This is a genomic window from Streptomyces sp. NPDC041940 (assembly GCF_055589465.1).
In genome coordinates this window covers 23,829-42,106 of sequence record NZ_JBVJBP010000027.1, presented here as the reverse complement: position 1 = coordinate 42,106, position 18,278 = coordinate 23,829, and the positions used below count along the sequence as shown (strand labels likewise).

At 70.5% G+C, this 18,278-nt stretch carries 14 protein-coding genes; 9 read left to right on the top strand and 5 right to left on the bottom strand.

Features of this window, described 5'->3' with window-relative positions; genetic code table 11:
• The first annotated feature begins 28 nt into the window (after positions 1-28).
• The 4 genes from ACZ6I3_RS34070 (at position 29) to ACZ6I3_RS34055 (ending at position 6,386) form a co-directional block, all read left to right on the top strand.
• A complete protein-coding gene (locus ACZ6I3_RS34070; RefSeq protein WP_469419974.1) occupies positions 29-2,389 on the top strand; it encodes an ABC transporter ATP-binding protein in 2,361 nt (786 codons plus the stop codon).
• 161 nt (positions 2,390-2,550) lie between these two features.
• Positions 2,551-3,438, top strand: coding sequence for a FadR/GntR family transcriptional regulator (locus ACZ6I3_RS34065; RefSeq protein WP_469419972.1), 888 nt, complete (start codon positions 2,551-2,553; stop codon positions 3,436-3,438).
• A gap of 429 nt (positions 3,439-3,867) precedes the next feature.
• Positions 3,868-5,409, top strand: a complete 1,542-nt coding sequence (locus ACZ6I3_RS34060; protein ID WP_469419970.1) for an RNA polymerase sigma factor — start codon at positions 3,868-3,870, stop codon at positions 5,407-5,409.
• 140 nt (positions 5,410-5,549) lie between these two features.
• The gene (locus ACZ6I3_RS34055; RefSeq protein WP_469419968.1) at positions 5,550-6,386 is read left to right on the top strand and encodes a S1 family serine peptidase; all 837 of its coding nucleotides are present in this window, start codon (positions 5,550-5,552) and stop codon (positions 6,384-6,386) included.
• A 135-nt stretch (positions 6,387-6,521) separates the two neighbouring features.
• Here ACZ6I3_RS34055 and ACZ6I3_RS34050 read toward each other — a convergent pair whose 3' ends face one another.
• Entirely contained in the window at positions 6,522-6,752 is a 231-nt protein-coding gene (locus tag ACZ6I3_RS34050) for a DUF7455 domain-containing protein (RefSeq protein ID WP_184589764.1), read from the bottom strand.
• A gap of 441 nt (positions 6,753-7,193) precedes the next feature.
• Here ACZ6I3_RS34050 and ACZ6I3_RS34045 point away from each other — a divergent pair, with 441 nt between their 5' ends.
• The 3 genes from ACZ6I3_RS34045 to ACZ6I3_RS34035 all read left to right on the top strand — a co-directional run bounded on the left by ACZ6I3_RS34045 (position 7,194) and on the right by ACZ6I3_RS34035 (position 11,616).
• Positions 7,194-9,317: a DNA gyrase/topoisomerase IV subunit B gene (locus tag ACZ6I3_RS34045; protein WP_469419966.1), complete on the top strand. Its 2,124-nt coding sequence runs from the start codon at positions 7,194-7,196 to the stop codon at positions 9,315-9,317.
• Between the two features lie 152 nt (positions 9,318-9,469).
• Positions 9,470-10,027 (top strand): DUF485 domain-containing protein, encoded by a 558-nt coding sequence (locus ACZ6I3_RS34040; protein WP_469419964.1) that lies wholly within the window; start codon positions 9,470-9,472, stop codon positions 10,025-10,027.
• Positions 10,024-11,616 carry a solute symporter family protein gene (locus tag ACZ6I3_RS34035; RefSeq protein ID WP_469419962.1) on the top strand — a complete coding sequence of 531 codons (1,593 nt, stop codon included), beginning with the start codon at positions 10,024-10,026 and terminating at the stop codon, positions 11,614-11,616. The genes ACZ6I3_RS34040 and ACZ6I3_RS34035 overlap by 4 nt, the downstream gene beginning before the upstream one ends.
• A gap of 37 nt (positions 11,617-11,653) precedes the next feature.
• Here the strand turns inward: ACZ6I3_RS34035 and ACZ6I3_RS34030 are convergent, their stop codons facing one another.
• The 4 genes from ACZ6I3_RS34030 to ACZ6I3_RS34015 all read right to left on the bottom strand — a co-directional run bounded on the left by ACZ6I3_RS34030 (position 11,654) and on the right by ACZ6I3_RS34015 (position 16,423).
• Positions 11,654-12,334, bottom strand: a complete 681-nt coding sequence (locus ACZ6I3_RS34030; protein ID WP_469419961.1) for a response regulator — start codon at positions 12,332-12,334, stop codon at positions 11,654-11,656.
• On the bottom strand, positions 12,334-14,004 hold the full coding sequence (locus ACZ6I3_RS34025) for an ATP-binding protein (RefSeq protein ID WP_469419959.1): 1,671 nt from the start codon (positions 14,002-14,004) through the stop codon (positions 12,334-12,336). Before ACZ6I3_RS34025 ends, ACZ6I3_RS34030 begins: the two co-directional genes overlap by 1 nt.
• Positions 14,005-14,168: 164 nt before the next feature.
• Positions 14,169-15,113, bottom strand: coding sequence for a sucrase ferredoxin (locus ACZ6I3_RS34020; RefSeq protein WP_469419958.1), 945 nt, complete (start codon positions 15,111-15,113; stop codon positions 14,169-14,171).
• A 53-nt stretch (positions 15,114-15,166) separates the two neighbouring features.
• On the bottom strand, positions 15,167-16,423 hold the full coding sequence (locus tag ACZ6I3_RS34015) for a citrate synthase (protein ID WP_469419956.1): 1,257 nt from the start codon (positions 16,421-16,423) through the stop codon (positions 15,167-15,169).
• Positions 16,424-16,533: 110 nt separating this feature from the next.
• Here ACZ6I3_RS34015 and ACZ6I3_RS34010 point away from each other — a divergent pair, with 110 nt between their 5' ends.
• Positions 16,534-17,697, top strand: coding sequence for a citrate synthase/methylcitrate synthase (locus tag ACZ6I3_RS34010; protein ID WP_469419955.1), 1,164 nt, complete (start codon positions 16,534-16,536; stop codon positions 17,695-17,697).
• 278 nt (positions 17,698-17,975) lie between these two features.
• On the top strand, positions 17,976-18,215 hold the full coding sequence (locus ACZ6I3_RS34005) for a hypothetical protein (protein ID WP_469419953.1): 240 nt from the start codon (positions 17,976-17,978) through the stop codon (positions 18,213-18,215).
• Positions 18,216-18,278: the final 63 nt, after the last annotated feature.

Genomic DNA, 18,278 nt, shown 5'->3' with positions numbered 1-18,278 from the left:
ACGGACATAGCGCGCTATCTTGCTGTGAGTGATCCAGGCCTTCGGACTGACCAGCAACCCTCGCAAAGAGCTTCCGCCCGCGGCCGACGACGTCTCCTTCGAGGCGCGAGCGGGCCGCGTCACCGCGCTGCTCGGGGCACCGGGCGCCGGCAAGACGACAGTCCTCAGGCTCATGCTCGAGCTCCAACACGGCCGTGGCATCACCTACTTCCGAGGCCGCCCCCTGCATCGCATCGCCCATCCCTCACGCGAGGTCGGCGTGCTGCTGGGCGACGTGCCGGGGCACCCGGCCCGCACGGTCCGTGGCCATCTGCGCATGCTGTGCGCCGCCGCGGGGGTTCCGGTCCGGCGCGCTGACGAAGTGCTCGAGGCGGTCGGACTCGTGGCCTTGCGCGACGAACGCCTCGGTGCCCTCTCACGCGGCATGGACCGCCGCCTCGGCCTGGCCTGCGTCCTGCTGGCCGACCCGCACACCCTCGTCCTCGACGATCCGGCCGACGGGCTCTCCGTCCGCGAGGGCAACTGGCTGCACGGCATGCTTCGCGCGCACGCCGGCCACGGCGGCACGGTCCTGTTCACCACGGCCGACCCCAAGGAAGCCGCGCGCACCGCCGACCGCGTCGTCACGCTGGAGCAGGGCAGACTCGTGGCCGACCAGGAGGCCGCGGAGTTCTCGCGCACCCGTCTGCGTCCCCGTGTGGCCGTACGCAGCCCGCACGCGGCCCGGCTGGCGGCTCTTCTGGCCAAGCAGGCCCGTACCGCGCAGCGCTCCGTCGAAGTCGTACGGGAGGGCGACAACCGCCTCTCCGTGTACGGCAGTACCTGCGCGGATGTCGGGGAGACCGCGTTCCGTCATGGCATCGTCGTCCACCAACTCGCCGACGAGATCGGTGACATGGGCCCCGGCGCGGGAGCTGTGCAGCCGGGGGAGCCGTGCGGCGAGCGTGAGAAGGGCCGGGTCGAATCGGAGCTACCCGCGGGCGAACGGCAGCGGGCCGACGCGGCGCGCACCTCCGCCGACAAGCCGGACCACGACGGCGTCGAGCCGGATCACGACGGCGTCGAGCCGGATCACGACTGCCTTGATCCGGCGGGAGCCAGTGCCGAGCCGGAGCGAATCCCTGCCCAGCCGGGTCAGGTCCCCCACGCACTCTTGCCAACCGTCGCCCCCAGGGCCGATGAGCCGGAGCCCTCCCTCCACGCGTCGACGCCGACCGCGGCGGGCCCCGTGGCCACCGTCCCTGAGCTGCGCCCCAGCAGTGAGCTGAAGCATGCCGCTGACGTATCGGGACCAGTCGCGGACGAGCCGCTGCCCGCCCCCGGGCATGCGCAGCCTTCCCGTGAGCTGAGGCCCACCCTCGAACTGCAGCCCACCACCGACGCACATGAACCAGCCGCCGACGAGGCGCTGCCCCCCTCCGGTCATGCGCAGCCCGTCGCCGAGCCCCGCGAGCGCCCAGAGGTGCCCGCGGCCGGCCACGTGGGCAATGCCGCCGCCTCTCCCCAGGAGGAGAGGACCGCCCCCTCCCCGCGCCCCGCGCCGCACCCCGTGGAAGCCCGCCTGGTGCGCGCCCTCGACGCACTGCCCCCTCTGCCGCCTCCCATCTCCGTCCGCCCCGCCCCCAGTCCGCTCCGCCCTCTCCGCTATGAGATCCGCCGTGCCGCCGGGATCGGCACCGGCTTTCTCACCGGGGCCGTCGTGCTCGTCGTGTCCGCCGTCACCGCCGTCGTGCTCGCCCGAATCGGGCACACGCCGCAGCCGCGCCTGCTGGCCGCGTGGCCGCGGGAGCTGCCCCTGCCGCCCGCGGCGCTCGGTGCGGGACTGCTCGGCGCGCTGGCCTTCGGCGACGAGTTCCGCCACCCCGCCCTGGCGGCGGACCGCGGCACCGTGCCCCGCCGGCTGGGGCTGCTGGCCGCCAAACTGCTCGTCGCCTCGGCCACCGCGCTGGTGCTGGCCGTCCTCACCGTCGGTTGCGACACCGAGGTGCTCTATCTCGTCTACGGACGGGAGCTCGCGCAGGTTCCCGCCGACTGGCTGCCGCTGAGTGCGAGTTGGATCGGTCTCGTCGTCGGCTGTGCCTGGGCGGGCGTACTGGCCGCCGGAGTCTTCCGGTCCACTACGGCGGGCCTCGCCGCGGTGGCCGCCGTACCCCTCCTCGTCGTGCCCCTCGTGCACAAGGTCTTGGACGGACCGTCCGTTCGAACCGCGGCCGGACTGCCCATGCGGCTGCGAGAGGTCCTCGTGCCGCGGTGGCCCTTCGGAGGGGAGCGCTACCTGGAAGCCGCGCTCGGAGTGCTGTCCCAACCCGTCGGCGGCGCAATGACGTTGTCGCTGACCGCGCTGCTCTGCGCGTACCTGCTCTCCACCCTGCGGAGCAGATTCCGGTGACGACTGTCCGTAACCCCTCGTCCAGCCATGCGCACAACTCCCCGCAGAACGCCCATTTCTTTCCGATAAGGCGTCAATTGCGACGGGGTGAGCGATCACCCTTTCGTGTGCTTTTCACCAAAGACCTCAAGGGAGTTGGAGACGGCGCCGACAAAGGATGCGTGAGTACCCTTGCGCACACCATGATGACCGCCGCCCGCTCCGCTGACTCCGGCCTCGCGAGCCCGGGCGAACTCGACCGCTACCCGTACGCCGAGGCGCCCGCCGTCGACCGCGTCGGGGTCTCTGCCTGGGACGGCGCGGACCCCGAGCTGGGCCGTGTGGGCCGACGCGCCGCGGGCAGCCGCGGACGCGGGCTGCACGGCCAACTCGTTCAGCAGCTGGGTCAAATGATCGTCTCCGGCGACCTGGGTGCCGACCGCCCGCTGGTGCCCGAGGAGATCGGCCAGCGCTTCGAGGTCTCCCGCACCGTCGTCCGTGAGTCGCTCCGCGTCCTGGAAGCCAAGGGCCTGGTGAGCGCCCGCCCGAACGTCGGCACGCGCGTGCGCCCGGTCAGCGACTGGAACCTCCTCGATCCGGACATCATCGAGTGGCGGGCCTTCGGACCGCAGCGCGACGACCAGCGCCGCGAGCTGAGCGAGCTGCGGTGGACGATCGAGCCGCTCGCCGCCCGCCTCGCCGCCGGCCACGGGCGCGAGGACGTCCAGCAGCGCCTGGTGGACATGGTCGAGATCATGGGGCACGCGATGGCCCAGGGGGACGCGCTCACGTTCTCCCGCGCCGACTCCGAGTTCCACTCGCTGCTCATCCAGCTCGCGGGCAACCGCATGCTGGAGCACCTCTCGGGAATCGTGTCCTCGGCCCTCCAGGTCTCGGGCGGTCCGGTCACGGGCTGTGACCGGCCGAACGAGGCGTCGCTGGCGCACCACGGCCGCATCTGTGACGCCCTCGCCGCCGGTGACGGAGCCGCGGCCGAGGCCGCGATGCGCCAACTCCTCACAGTCCACCCCGAGGTGGAACGGGTAGTGCCCGCCCCGCGCGAGCACTGACCGCGTTCCGCGGGCGGCGCGGTCGGGTGTGCCACCCCCCTCCTGTGGCAGTGCCCGATCGATGTACCGCCTCCCGTCGGACCCCGCAGGATCCTTCGTGATCCTGCGGGGTCCGACGGCGCGAAGGGGGCCGCCCATCCGCCGCAGCGGTAAAGTCACGTCCAGGAGTGACAGCCTCTATCCGTATCTGACCGCTTTTATTCGCTTACGGGGTGTGACTCGGGCCACGCGGATTGGGCGTAACGCTCGCGGGAAGAACGCGATGACCTAAGAGGTGACAGCCGCGGAGGGAATACGGACGCCGTTCACGGCGCTGTGCATCTTCCCGGCCCCCGCCCGCGCCGTCGGCCCATCCCCAAGCCGGCGGTCGGCCCCTGTCCACTGTGGACGGGGCCGGAAGCCGTTTTCCAACGTTCCGAGAGGTTGTTCGTGTCGGCCAGCACATCCCGTACGCTCCCGCCGGAGATCGCCGAGTCCGTCTCTGTCATGGCGCTCATTGAGCGGGGAAAGGCTGAGGGGCAGATCGCCGGCGATGACGTGCGTCGGGCCTTCGAAGCTGACCAGATTCCGGCCACTCAGTGGAAGAACGTACTGCGCAGCCTCAACCAGATCCTCGAGGAAGAGGGTGTGACGCTGATGGTCAGTGCCGCAGAGCCCAAGCGCACCCGAAAGAGCGTCGCAGCGAAGAGTCCCGCCAAGCGCACCGCCACCAAGACGGTCGCGGCCAAGGCGGTGACCACCAGGAAGGCCACCGCCACCGCAACGCCGACGGCGCCCGCCGCCGAGCCCTCCGTCGAGGACGAGGCGCCCGCCAAGAAGGCAGCGGCCAAGAAGACGACCGCCAAGAAGGCGGTCGCGAAGAAGACCGTCGCCAAGAAGACGGCGGCCAAGAAGACCAGCGCCAAGAAGGACGACGCCGAGCTCCTCGAAGAGGAGGTGCTCGAGGAGGCAGCCCCCGGCAAGGCCGGTGAGGAGCCCGAGAGCACGCCGGAGAACGCGGGCTTCGTGCTGTCCGACGAGGACGAGGACGACGCGCCCGCCCAGCAGGTCGCCGCCGCCGGCGCCACCGCTGACCCGGTCAAGGACTACCTCAAGCAGATCGGCAAGGTCCCGCTGCTCAACGCCGAGCAGGAGGTCGAGCTCGCCAAGCGCATCGAGGCCGGTCTGTTCGCCGAGGACAAGCTGGCCAACGCCGACAAGCTCGCCCCCAAGCTCAAGCGCGAGCTGGAGATCATCGCCGAGGACGGCCGCCGCGCCAAGAACCACCTCCTGGAGGCCAACCTCCGCCTGGTGGTCTCCCTGGCCAAGCGCTACACCGGCCGCGGCATGCTCTTCCTGGACCTCATCCAGGAGGGCAACCTCGGTCTGATCCGCGCGGTGGAGAAGTTCGACTACACCAAGGGCTACAAGTTCTCCACGTATGCCACCTGGTGGATCCGTCAGGCGATCACCCGCGCCATGGCAGACCAGGCCCGCACCATCCGTATCCCGGTGCACATGGTCGAGGTCATCAACAAGCTCGCGCGCGTCCAGCGCCAGATGCTCCAGGACCTGGGCCGCGAGCCCACCCCGGAGGAGCTGGCCAAGGAGCTCGACATGACCCCGGAGAAGGTCATCGAGGTCCAGAAGTACGGCCGCGAGCCCATCTCGCTGCACACCCCGCTGGGCGAGGACGGCGACAGCGAGTTCGGTGACCTCATCGAGGACTCCGAGGCGGTCGTACCGGCCGACGCGGTCAGCTTCACCCTTCTCCAGGAGCAGCTGCATTCCGTCCTGGACACGCTGTCCGAGCGCGAGGCGGGCGTCGTCTCCATGCGCTTCGGTCTCACCGACGGGCAGCCGAAGACCCTCGACGAGATCGGCAAGGTCTACGGCGTCACGCGTGAGCGGATCCGCCAGATCGAGTCCAAGACGATGTCGAAGCTGCGCCACCCGTCCCGTTCGCAGGTGCTGCGCGACTACCTCGACTAGTCGCCAGGTCGTACGACGCGGAAGGCCCGGTCCCCTCAGGGGGCCGGGCCTTCGTCCTGCCGTGCTTCCCCGAGGGTGCGGCGCGGCGCAGGGTGAATCACTCTGGGTGTCCAGTGAACACCACGGAGTGAGGAGTGCGTATGCGTCGTCGCCTTGCCCGGGCCCTGGCCCGACCGCTGGTCCTGGCAGCCGCGGCAGCCGTCATATCAGTGGCCTCCAGCGCCCCTGTGGCCGCCGACAGCGTGGTCATAGGGGGTTTCCCTGTCGATGTGTCCGAGAGTCCGTGGACGGTCGCCCTGTCCAGCCGTGACCGGTTCGGGGGTACGCGCGCGGGACAGTTCTGCGGCGGCGTGGCGGTCGGTCGCAGCACGGTGCTCACCGCCGCCCACTGCCTGGACAAGGAGGTCTTGGGTGTGGCGCCGGAGCGCGTGCGTGACCTCAAGGTCATAGCGGGGCGCACGGACCTGCTCTCGGACCGCAGCGGCCGGGAGATCGCCGTGCGGCGTTCCTGGGTGAACCCGGCGTACGACGGTGTCAGTAACTTCGGGGACTACGCCGTACTCACCCTGGCCGAACCTCTGCCCGCCGGCTCGGTCATCGGCATGGCGGCCGACGGTGATCCCGCGTACGCGGTGGGCGGGACGGCGATGGTGTACGGGTGGGGCGACACTTCCGGCGCCGGCCAGTATCCGAACAGTCTGCGTGCCGCGCGCGTGCACGTGATCTCCGATGAGCTGTGCGAGGACGCCTATCCCGGCGGATCCGACGGCACGTACGAAGCCGAGAGCATGCTGTGTGCGGGGGAGAGGGAGGGAGGCCGGGACGCCTGTCAGGGCGACAGCGGGGGGCCGCTGGTGGCCCGGGGGCGGTTGATCGGGCTCGTGTCCTGGGGGATCGGCTGTGGGCGGGCCGGCAGCCCCGGGGTGTACATGCGTGTGTCCGACATCATGCGGACGCTCGGCTGGACACGGGGGTAAGGGAGGACTCGACGGGCGTCCGACGGAGCCTGGGCGGGCTTGTGTGGACGAGGACGGGCGGCTGCCTCTGCTGTCAGAGGCAGCCGCCCATTCACCGGCCTGTGCCGGGCTGGCTCGTCGTCGGAACGCGAGGTGTCAGCGCTCTTCTTCGGAGGCGGTCGCGGGAACGGTCGTGAGCCGCTCCGTCTCGTCCTGTATCTCAGCGGCGATCTTCTTGAGTTCCGGCTCGAACTTGCGACCGTGGTGGGCGCAGAAGAGCAGTTCTCCGCCGCTGAGCAGGACGACGCGCAGGTACGCCTGGGCGCCGCAGCGGTCGCAGCGATCAGCGGCCGTCAACGGGCTCGCGGGGGTCAGAACAGTAGTCACGTCGCCTCTTCTCTAGCTCGACGAGCTGTCGTACCAGGGTCAACATCCAACCAGCCATAAAACGTTCCCGCTCGTGGCTTTTCCTCGAAAAAATCTTGCGAGGCGGCTGTCTGCTGCCGGTTGGCGGCGAATGTGCCGTATTGCGTGTCTATGTGTCTTACGGGGCTTCGCGTTGTATCGGTGGTCGGTCCTCCCGGCTGGGTTGCCGGTTGTTCATGAGGACGTGCCCGGAGCCTAAATGGTTCATGCCTGGAAGGGAACGTGATGTGTACTTCACTCCATCGAGGGATCGAACACGCATACGAGGCTGGACTAGTCTGAGTCTCTGACGAGGGTGGCGTTACAACGGCTCTACCAGGCCTCGGTACCCTCTCACCGGTGACTGAAGCCGCGCCCTTACCCATGAGGGCCCCATCTGAAATTCAGCGAGGAGCGAACCGCGTGACCGCCGAAACGTCCGTGCCGTCCACAGCTCTGCTGGCAGGAGCAGACCGGGACGGATCCAACTACACCGCGCGGCACCTGCTCGTCCTTGAGGGGCTCGAGGCTGTGCGCAAGCGCCCGGGCATGTATATCGGGTCGACCGACAGCCGCGGTCTCATGCACTGCCTCTGGGAGATCATCGACAACTCCGTCGACGAGGCCCTGGGCAACTATTGCGACCACATCGAGGTCATCCTCCAGGACGACGGATCCGTCGAGGTCCGGGACAACGGCCGGGGCATCCCGGTCGACGTCGAGCCCAAGACCGGCCTCTCCGGTGTCGAGGTCGTCATGACCAAGCTGCACGCCGGCGGCAAGTTCGGCGGCGGCTCGTACGCCGCCTCCGGCGGCCTGCACGGCGTCGGCGCCTCCGTGGTGAACGCCCTCTCCGCCCGCCTGGACATCGAGGTGGACCGCGGTGGGCACACCCACGCCATCAGCTTCCGGCGCGGCGTCCCTGGCGCCTTCGCCGGGAACGGCCCGGACGCCAAGTTCGAGGCCAAGGGCGGGCTGCGCAAGGGCAAGAAGATCCCGAAGAGCCGCACCGGCACACGCGTGCGGTACTGGGCCGACCGCCAGATCTTCCTCAAGGAGGCCAAGCTCGCTCTGGAGACGCTGCACCAGCGCGCCCGCCAGACCGCCTTCCTGGTGCCCGGCCTGACCATCGTCGTGCGCGACGAGTTCGGGCTCGGCGAGGGCGGCAGCAAGGGCGAGGAGTCCTTCCGCTTCGACGGCGGAATCAGCGAGTTCTGCGAGTACCTGGCGAACGACAAGCCGGTCTGCGACGTCCTCCGCTTCTCCGGGCAGGGCACCTTCAAGGAGACGGTCCCCGTCCTGGACGACCACGGCCAGATGACGCCCACCGAGGTCACTCGCGAACTCGGCGTCGACGTCGCGCTGCGCTGGGGCACGGGATATGACACGACGCTCAAGTCGTTCGTGAACATCATCGCCACCCCCAAGGGCGGTACGCACGTCGCCGGCTTCGAGCAGGCCGTCGCCAAGACGATGAACGAGGTGCTGCGCACCAAGAAGCTCCTGCGCGTCGCCGAGGACGATGTCGTCAAGGACGACGCCCTGGAGGGCCTCACCGCGGTCGTCACCGTGCGCCTCGCCGAGCCCCAGTTCGAGGGTCAGACCAAGGAGGTGCTCGGCACCTCGGCGGCCCGCCGGATCGTGAACAACGTGATCACCAAGGAGCTCAAGGCGTTCCTGACCTCCACGAAGCGGGACGCCGCGCAGCAGGCCCGTGTCGTGCTGGAGAAGGCCGTCGCCGCGGCCCGTACGCGCATCGCCGCCCGTCAGCACAAGGACGCGCAGCGTCGCAAGACGGCCCTGGAGTCCTCGTCGCTGCCGGCCAAGCTCGCCGACTGCCGCAGCGACGACGTCGACCGCAGTGAACTGTTCATCGTCGAGGGCGACTCCGCGCTCGGTACGGCGAAGCTCGCCCGGAACTCCGAGTTCCAGGCGCTGCTGCCGATCCGGGGCAAGATCCTCAACGTCCAGAAGTCGTCCGTGACGGACATGCTGAAGAACGCCGAGTGCGGCGCGATCATCCAGGTCATAGGAGCCGGATCGGGCCGGACCTTCGACATCGACACGGCTCGCTACGGCAAGATCATCATGATGACCGACGCCGACGTCGACGGCTCGCACATCCGCACCCTGCTCCTGACCCTGTTCCACCGCTACATGCGGCCCATGGTCGAGGCCGGCCGGGTCTTCGCGGCGGTGCCGCCGCTGCACCGCATCGAGGTCGTCCAGCCGAAGAAGGGCCAGGACAAGTACGTGTACACGTACTCGGACCGGGAACTGCGCGACAAGCTCATGGAGTTCCAGAGCAAGGGCATCCGCTACAAGGATTCGATCCAGCGCTACAAGGGTCTCGGCGAGATGGACGCCGACCAGCTGGCCGAGACGACCATGGACCCGCGCCACCGCACTCTGCGCCGGATCAACCTCTCCGACCTGGAGTCGGCCGAGCAGGTCTTCGACCTGCTGATGGGCAACGACGTCGCGCCGCGCAAGGAGTTCATCTCCAACTCGGCGGCGACTCTGGACCGGTCGCGTATCGACGCGTAGCCGCCGTGCCGGGGGTCAAGGACCCTGACCAGGCGGTGCGTTACGCCACAGGACAGGGTCTGGTGCCGCCACCAGCGGGTTGAGTCACCTGAAGGGGTGAAGAGAGCGGGGAAGAAGAGTCGGGGATCTTCCCGTTCTGTCCATCCTTGGGTATGCAGCCAAGCAAGGGCCGTCCCCACGAAAGCGGGGCCGGTAAGGAAAGTTGGGTCGAGACTCTCGACGCTCATGACCCGGTCCCGGCCGAAGAGGCCGGGCACCTCAGGTACGACGACCCCTGGTACGACGCCCTCGCCTCCGGCTGGGGCGAGTCCGCCGGTGCCGAGGTGCCCGCTCAGGTGGTGCCGTCGGCGCGAAGGGAGCGCGAGACCGGGGCCGCGCCGGCCGAGGTGTACCTGGAGGTGCAGCGCAGCGCGGCCTTTCAGGAGGTGCGGCGGCGGTACCGGAGGTTCGTGGTGCCGGCCTTCGTGGCCTTCTTCGCCTGGTACGTGGGCTACGTCGTGGCTGCCACGACCGCGCCGGAGCTGATGGCCCGGCCCGTGGCGGGAGCGGTGAACGTGGCGATGGCCGCGGGGCTCGGGCAGTTCCTGACCACGTTCCTGCTCACGTGGGCGTACGCCCGGCACGCGCGGCTGCGCAGGGACCGGGCGGCGCTCGAACTGCGCTGGGACACACAGGAACTGACGCGCGGAGCGAACGGCGGTGTCTCGTGACCGGGGAACACCAGACGCTGGCGCTGCTGCTGTTCAGCGCGTTCGTCGCGGTCACGCTGGCGATCACGACGTGGGTGAGTCGTAAACGGCGCGGTTCGGCGGAGGAGTTCTACGCGGGCGGACGGCTCTTCTCACCCATGGAGAATGGTTTTGCCCTCGCCGGCGACTACATGTCGGCCGCCTCCTTCCTGGGAGTCACCGGGCTCATCGCGCTGTTCGGCTACGACGGGCTGCTCTATGTGGTCGGGTTCCTCGTGGCCTGGCTGGTGGTGCTGTTCCTCGTTGCCGAACTGGTGCGCAACTGCGGCCGGTTCACGCTCGCCGACGTCGTGGCGGCGCGGATGAGGGAGCGGCCGGTACGGATCGCGGCGGGAACCTCCTCGGTCACCGTGTCCGTTCTGTATCTGGTGGCGCAGATGGTCGGCGCGGGCAGTCTGGTGGCGCTGCTGCTGGGGGGTACGAGCGAGGCGGCGCGGTCCTGGACGGTCATCGGTGTGGGCGCGCTCATGGTGATCTATGTGTCGTTGGGAGGGATGCGGGCGACCACGTGGATTCAGATCGTGAAGGCCGTTCTGCTGCTCGGCGGCACCATCGCGCTGACGGTGCTCGTCCTGATGCGTTTCCACGGCGACCTGGACCGGTTGCTGCTCACGGCGGCCGAGCGCAGCGGTCACGGGGCGGCGTTCCTGGCGCCCGGGCTGAAGTACGGCGGCGACTGGACCGCTCGCTTCGACTTCATCAGTCTGGGACTGGCCCTGGTGCTGGGTACGGCCGGGCTGCCGCACATCCTGTCCCGCTTCTACACGGTGCCCACCGCGCGCGCCGCACGCCGCTCGGTCGTCTGGGCCGTCGGACTCATCGGCGGCTTCTACCTGATGACGATCGTGCTCGGCTTCGGTGCCGCCGCCATCGTGGGGCCGGACGCCGTACGAGGGTCGAACGCGTCCGGGAACACGGCGGTTCCGCTGCTGGCGCTCGATCTGGGTGGCGGTGCCGGATCCACAGGCGGCACGGTGCTCTTCGCGATCGTCGCCGCGGTCGCGTTCGCCACCATCCTCGCCGTGGTCGCCGGGATCACGCTCGCGTCCTCGGCCTCGGTGGCCCACGACCTCTACGCGTCCTTGCGGCGGCGGGGCGGCAAGCCGCGCAGCGAGGTGGCGGTGGCCCGCGTCGCGGCCGTCGGAGTGGGCGTGGTGGCGATCGCCCTCGGCCTGCTGGCGCGGGATCTCAACGTGGCGTTCCTGGTGGGTCTCGCCTTCGCCGTCGCCGCGTCGGCGAACCTTCCGGTGCTGCTCTACTCCCTGTTCTGGCGCGGCTTCACGACCCGTGGCGCCGTGTGGGCCGTCTACGGCGGTCTCGTTCCGGCCGTGGTGCTCGTGGTGCTGTCACCGGTGGTCTCGGGCAGCCCGGACTCGCTGTTCCCGGGCGTCGACCTCCAGTACTTCCCGCTGCAGAACCCGGGCCTGGTCTCGATTCCGCTGGGCTTCCTCGCGGGCTGGCTGGGCACGGTCACCTCGGCGGACGTCCCGGACGAGGCCAAACACGCGGAGACCGAGGTGCGGTCGCTGACCGGGGCGGGAGCGGCGTAGGGGCGGTGCTTCCCCCCTCCCGCCGGACGGTCCTGGACTAGGCGCGGGTCGCCCACACGTAACGGTGTTCCGGGCGGCCCGCGTCCCCGTACTTGAGGGTCAGCCTGGCCCGTCCCGTGCGCTCCAGGAGCTTCAGGTAGCGCTGGGCGGTCTGGCGGCTCACCCCGGTGCGCTCGGCGATCTCCTGGGCGGACAGGGGACCGTCGGCGTGCATCAGGGACTGACGGACCAGCTCCGCGGTGGTGGGGGAGTGCCCTTTGGGCAGATCGGGCTCCGACGGCGTCGACAGCGCCCCGAAGATGCGGTCCACCTCGGCCTGCTCGGCCTCCCCGCCGCCGTCGAGGGTGCGGCGCAGCTCCGCGTACGCCTCCAGCTTGGCGCGCAGGCCGGCGAAGGCGAACGGCTTGACCAGGTACTGCAGCGCGCCCTGCCGCATCGCCGCCTGCACGGTGGTCACGTCCCGGGCCGCCGTCACCATGATCACGTCGGTCTGGTGGCCGCGTCGCCGCATCTCCTGGACGACCGCCAGCCCCGTCTCGTCGGGCAGGTAGTGGTCCAGGAGCACCAGGTCCAGGCCGGGCAGCGTCTCCAGCTGGAGCAGCGCCTCGGCGGCGCTGTGGGCCTCGCCGGCGACATGGAAGCCCGGCACCTTCTCGACGTAGGCGGCGTTGACCCGCGCGACTCTGGTGTCGTCGTCCACGACCAGGACCTCGATCATCACGACTCCTTCTTGGCGGTCTGCGGAACTGACGGCACGGTCAGGGCCGGTTCGGGGCCCGGCTCGGCGAGCGCCTCGGGCAGGACGACGGTGAACTCCGCGCCCCCGCCGTACGCCTCGTCGACGGTCGCGCTGCCACCCTGCCGCTCGGCGAGCCTGCGCACCAGGGAGAGGCCGATGCCCCGCTCGCGGTGCGCCGGCGGCTTCTTCGTGGACCATCCCGCAGTGAAGATCAACTCCCGCTGCTCCGGCGGGATTCCCGGGCCCGTGTCGCGCACCCTGAGGATCGCCGTACGCCCCTCGGAGCGCAGTTCGACCTCCACGCGCGCGTGCGGCTTGCCCGCCACGGCGTCGAGGGCGTTGTCCACCAGGTTGCCGACGACGGTCACGAGCCCCTGGGGGTCGATCAGCCGGTCGGGCAGCCGGGTCCGGTCCGACACCCACAGGGCGACGGCTCGCTCGGCCGCGACGGTCGCCTTGCCGACCAGCAGGGCGGCGAGCAGCGGATCCTTGATCCGCTCGGTGACCTGCTCGGCGGTGGCCCGGTGATCACCGACGACTTCGCCGACGAACTCGACGGCGTCGTCGTACATCTCCAGTTCGAGCAGTCCCAGGAGCGTGTGCATACGGTTGGCGTGTTCGTGGTCCTGGGCGCGCAGGGCGTCGATCAGACCACGGGTGGAGTCGAGTTCGCGGCCCAGTTGCTCCAGCTCGGTGCGGTCGCGCAACGTGGCCACGGCGCCGCCGTCGTCGGTGGGCATCCGGTTGGCGACCAGCACGCGCTGGCCGCGCACGGTGAGCAGGTCCGTGCCGGTCACGCGCCCTGCCAGCACATCGGACGTGCGGCCCGTGCCCAGCGCCTCGTCCGGGGACCGGCCGACCGCGGCGTCGCCGATGCTCAGCAACCGCTGCGCCTCGTCGTTGAGGAGCCGGATGCGGCCGGTGCGGTCCAGGGCGACGACGCCCTCCCGGATGCCGTGCAGCATCGCCTCGCGTTCCGAGAGGAGCGCCGCGATGTCGGAGAAGGCCAGGTCCCGGGTCTGCCTGTGGACGCGCCGGGAGATGAGCCACGCGGCCATCGCACCGACGGCCAGGGCGCCGCCGGCATACGCGAGCAGCCCCGGGATCGCGTGGATCAGCCGGGCCCGGACGCTGTCGTAGGCGATGCCGACCGAGACGGCGCCGACGACGGAGCCGTCGCTGTCGCGCAGCGGCACCTTGCCCCGGGCGGAGCGGCCCAGGGTGCCGCTGTCGATCTCCATGACCTCCTTGCCGGCCAGGGCCTGGCCGGGGTCGGTCGAGACGATGCCGCCGATCTGTTTCCTGTCGGTGTGCGACCAGCGCACACCTCGCCAGTCCATCACCACGATGTACTCGGCCTGGGTGGCCTTCCGGATCCGCTCCGCCTCCTGCTGCACCGGACCGTTCGGGGAGGGCGGGGTGTCCCTCAGGTCCTGTGCGAGATCGGGCTGCTGGGCGGTCGTCTGCGCGATCGCGAGCGCGCGGCGCATCGCCTGGTCGTCGAGCTGGTCGCTCAGAGGGGCGAGGAACAGCCCGGTCGCGAGGACCGCGACTCCCGCGGCGATCGCCACCTGCATCAGCAGCACCTGCGAGAACACCCGCCGCGGGAGGCCGAGGCGCAGGCGGCGTGCGGGGGGAGTGGGGCTCATACCCAAGACGGTACGTGCGGCTGGCTACCTGCCGTAACGGGTGTGGCGTGGATCTCTTGATCAATGCTTGCGAAGGCGGCGCGGCCTCGCGCCGAGCGAAAGTGGAAGTGGAAGTGGAATCAATGCTTGATCGGGATCGTGACGACCAGCGGCCGGCCAACCGGTCAGCTCGCGAGCGCCGTCGTCACCCTCATCTCGCGCACCGCCACGACGTCCATCCGCGCGGGTGACCCGAGGACGGACGCCCCGCAGCTCTCCGGGCGGGGCGGCAGAGCCGCACCTTGTGCCACCTCGACCTGCCAGCGGCGCCCGTCGGTGTGGGCGACGGTCACCTCCCAGCGCGGGGCAGCGCCCGACGTCCGTACGACGCTCAGCGCCTCCGCGGCATACTCGCCGGTCCGGGTGCGCACGGCGAGCTCGGCCGCCTGACCGGGCCGTTCCCAGGCCGAGCTGCCCCGGCAGCCCTCCACGACGATCCGCCCCTCCCCGGCGCCGTGCAGGACCTCCTTGAGGGTGTGGGCCTCGGCCCGGCCGTACGCGTATCCGTACGGGAGCACGAGCACGGTCGGGGAGAAGCGGTGACCACCCAGATGGGTGACCTCCCAGACGCCCTCGACGCCCGACGTGGCGAGCTCGGCCGCGAGGGGCCGGCCCAGGAGGGCGCAGCAGCGGTCCCGCTTGCCGTTGGTGCAGACGAGGGCGAGCGGATCACCGTCGTGGGGCCGGCCTCCGAGGACCGCGTCGAACGTGTGGTGGTCGCCCCGGCCGAGCGCGGCGAAGTCGAGACCGAGCAGCTGCTCCGGATCCGAGGTCGTGGCGCCGTGCAGCCACACGTTTCCCGGAACGGTGTGGGCCGCGTACACCCGGCGCGAGGCGGGCATACGGCGGTCCGCGTGGCGCCCGGGGCGGCGGATGAGCACGATCCGCACGCCCGTGTCCTTCGCGGCCGCCTCCAGGGCACGGCCCAGCGCGGGGTCCAGATGGCTCGAGGTGAGCGCCTTGGCACCCCACGGACCGGGCTGTTCCAGCAGCAGCCAGGTCCTCGCGGTGGCCGCGGTCGCCGAAACGGGCTCGTCGAAGTCCCGGGAGACGCTCGTGCACGTACTCACACAGGTGAGCCTAACCTGAGTTGGCCCGCAGTGACGGCGGGGCCCGCCCTGCCCTACTCCGGCAGTGGCTGAGGCGGCTTCGGACCGGCGTAGAGACCGCTCGGGCGCATGCGCAGCGGGCGTTCGCCGTACTCCTCCAGGGCATGAGCGATCCAGCCCGCCGTACGGGCCACGGCGAAAATGGTCTCGCCCGCGGTCGAGGGCATGCCGCAGGACGTGGTGAGCACGGCGAGCGCCAGGTCGACGTTGGCGTGCAGCGGGGCGTGACGTGCCGTGGTCTCGACGATGTCGCGGGCCGCGAGAAGCGCGGGCTCCGCGCGCGGGATCCGTTCCAGAAGGGTGAACAGGGCACGCGCGCGGGGGTCCTCGCCCGGGTAGAGCCGGTGGCCGAGTCCCGGGATACGGCGGCCGGCGCGCAGCTCGTCCGCGATGACGGGCGCCGCGTCGCCCTGGTCGAGCACGTCGAGGAGCAGCCGGTGGGCGAGTCCGCTGGCCGCGCCGTGCAGCGGGCCCTCGATCACGCCCAGCCCCGCGGAGACCGCCGCGTAGGCGTGGGCACGGGCCGAAGCGGCGACGCGCACCGCGAGCGTGGAGGCGGCCAGGTCGTGGTCGACGAGGAGGGCGAGAGCGGCGTCCAGGGCGCGCAGGGACGCCTCGTCGGCGTCCTGCCCGGACAGCCGCGACCACAGGCGGTGGGCCAGGGGGGCCTCGTCGCTGCGGTCGTGCCTCACCGGCGGCAGTGCGGCCACGAGCGTGGGAATTAGCGTGCGTGCCGTGCCGAGCACGGCCTCCTCGGACAGGTCGAACCGCAGCGGGTCGGCGGTGGCGGCGGCGATCGTCGCGACACGCAGCCGGTCGGTGGGCGCGGCGTGTTCGGGCAGTGCGTCGACGGCGCGGCGGGCCACGGCGACGGAGGCGGGGGGCGCGGCGAACGTGCCGCCCCGGTGCATCCGGCCGGTCCACAGCCACTCGGCGACCTCCTCGTAGGTGTGCCGTGCGGCCAGTTCGACCGCGTCGACACCGCGGAAGTAGTAGCGGTCGCTCTCGATGAGGGTGATGCGGGTCCGTACCGACAGCTCACCGCCCGATCCGGAACTGGCCGTGCCCTCCCGCCTGTTGCGCCGGGCGAGCGCCTCGACCTCTCCGGCGTCGAAGGTGCTGCCCCGGCCGCCGGTCACCCGCCGGCTGCTGAGCTGACCGCGGCTCACATACGCGTACACGGTCTCCGGCTTCACGCCGAGCAGCTCGGCGGCCTCTTTGGTGCTCAGCCGCCTGTCCGCCTCGCGGGGGACGGGTTCTTGATCGCGCATGGGGGTCACCGTATCCGCCTAGCGGCCCATTGATTGATATATTGATTGGATCAATATTGACACGATGAAAGTCAATCATGGACAGTCGAATCAAGTCCAGGGAGGAAGACATGTCCGTCAACAGGTCCGCAGCCACTCTTCTCGACGTGCCACGGGGACTCGCCGGGGTCGTCGTCACCGACACCCGGATCGGTGACGTCCGCGGTCTCGAGGGCTTCTACCACTACCGGCAGTACTCGGCCGTCGACCTCGCACGGACCCGCGGCTTCGAGGACGTCTGGCACCTGCTCGTGCACGGCGAACTGCCGGACGCCGGGCGGAGCGCGGCCTTCGCGGCCGAGACCGCCGCGCTGCGGCGGCTCCCCGACGAGGTCCGAGCCGCCCTGCCGGCCATAGCGGCGGCCGGCGGGCGCTCCGGCCCGCTCGCCGGGATGCGTACGGCGCTGTCGCTGCTGGGCGCGGCGAAGGGGTTCCGCCCCGTGTACGACGTCGACGCCGAGCAGCGCCTGCAGGACACGCTCGAGGCGGCCGCCGCCGTACCCACCCTGCTCACCGCGCTGCACCGGCTGGGACAAGGGCTCGAGCCCGTGGAGCCTCGCGAGGACCTGTCGTACGCGGCGAACTACCTCTACATGCTGACTGGATCGGTGCCCACCGAGCAGCACGCCCGGGCGGTCGAGCAATACCTGATCTCAACCACTGATCACGGATTCAATGCGTCAACCTTCACGGCCCGGGTCATCGCGTCGACCGGCGCGGACGTGGCGGCATGCCTCGCGGGTGCGGTGGCGGCGCTGTCCGGGCCGCTGCACGGAGGTGCGCCCAGCCGCGCGCTGGACACCCTGGACGCGATCGGCACCCCGGACCGGATCGACTCCTGGGTGCGGCAGCGGGTGCTCGCGGGGGATCGCATCATGGGCTTCGGCCATGCGATCTACCGCACGGAGGACCCGCGCTCCCGGATGCTGCGCGAGGTCGCCCAGGCGTTCGGCGGGCCGCGCGTGGACTTCGCCGTGGAGGTCGAGCGTCATGTGGAGGCGATCCTGGCGGAGCTGAAGCCCGGCCGCGAACTCCACACCAACGTGGAGTACTACGCGGGCGTGGTCATGGAACTCTGCGGCCTGCCCAGAGAGATGTTCACCCCGACCTTCGCCGCCGCGCGTGCCGTGGGCTGGAGCGCCAACATCCTGGAACAGGCGGAGGACACGAAGATCATCAGGCCGGTGGCGCGATATGTGGGGCCGGAGGCGCCGGTGTCCGTGCCGACTGCGTAATCGCGCCGACTGCATAAACAGCCACAACCGTCCTAAACGGGCTGATGATCGATTCTTCACTGCCTTCCATCACTCTTGCGGATGTTCTCCAGGAACACGAGTGCCCCCACCCTCGCGGGTGATAAAACAAGGCCGCAAAGGTGCCATGCTTCCTTGGGGCGCGGGGGCGGAGTGTGTGCGTGTCGCACGGCGGTCAGGCCTCGGGCCTGCGAAGATGCCACCGCTCGCGCGGCCGCGGGCGCAGGCGCTTGTGCCTTGAGAACAGAGGGAATTCAACAGTGAGTCAGATCATCCGCCGCCTTGGTGTCGCTCCCCGCTATCGAGGCAGTGCCGGTGGCGGGACATGTCCCGACATCTTTGAATTGGCCGACGGGAACTTCGCGGTCATCGGCACGGATGTCACCGACTCGCTCGACACCCAGCTGCCCGACGACGCCGCACGCGCCGACTACGAACGCATCGTCGTCATCACCCGGGAGACCCTGGTCAAGGCGAAGAAGGACATCCCCGACGCCTAGCGATGCCGTCGTCGTGAAGGAGCCGGTCCGTCTCGGCGGTGCCGTACGGGCCGGCTCCTCGCG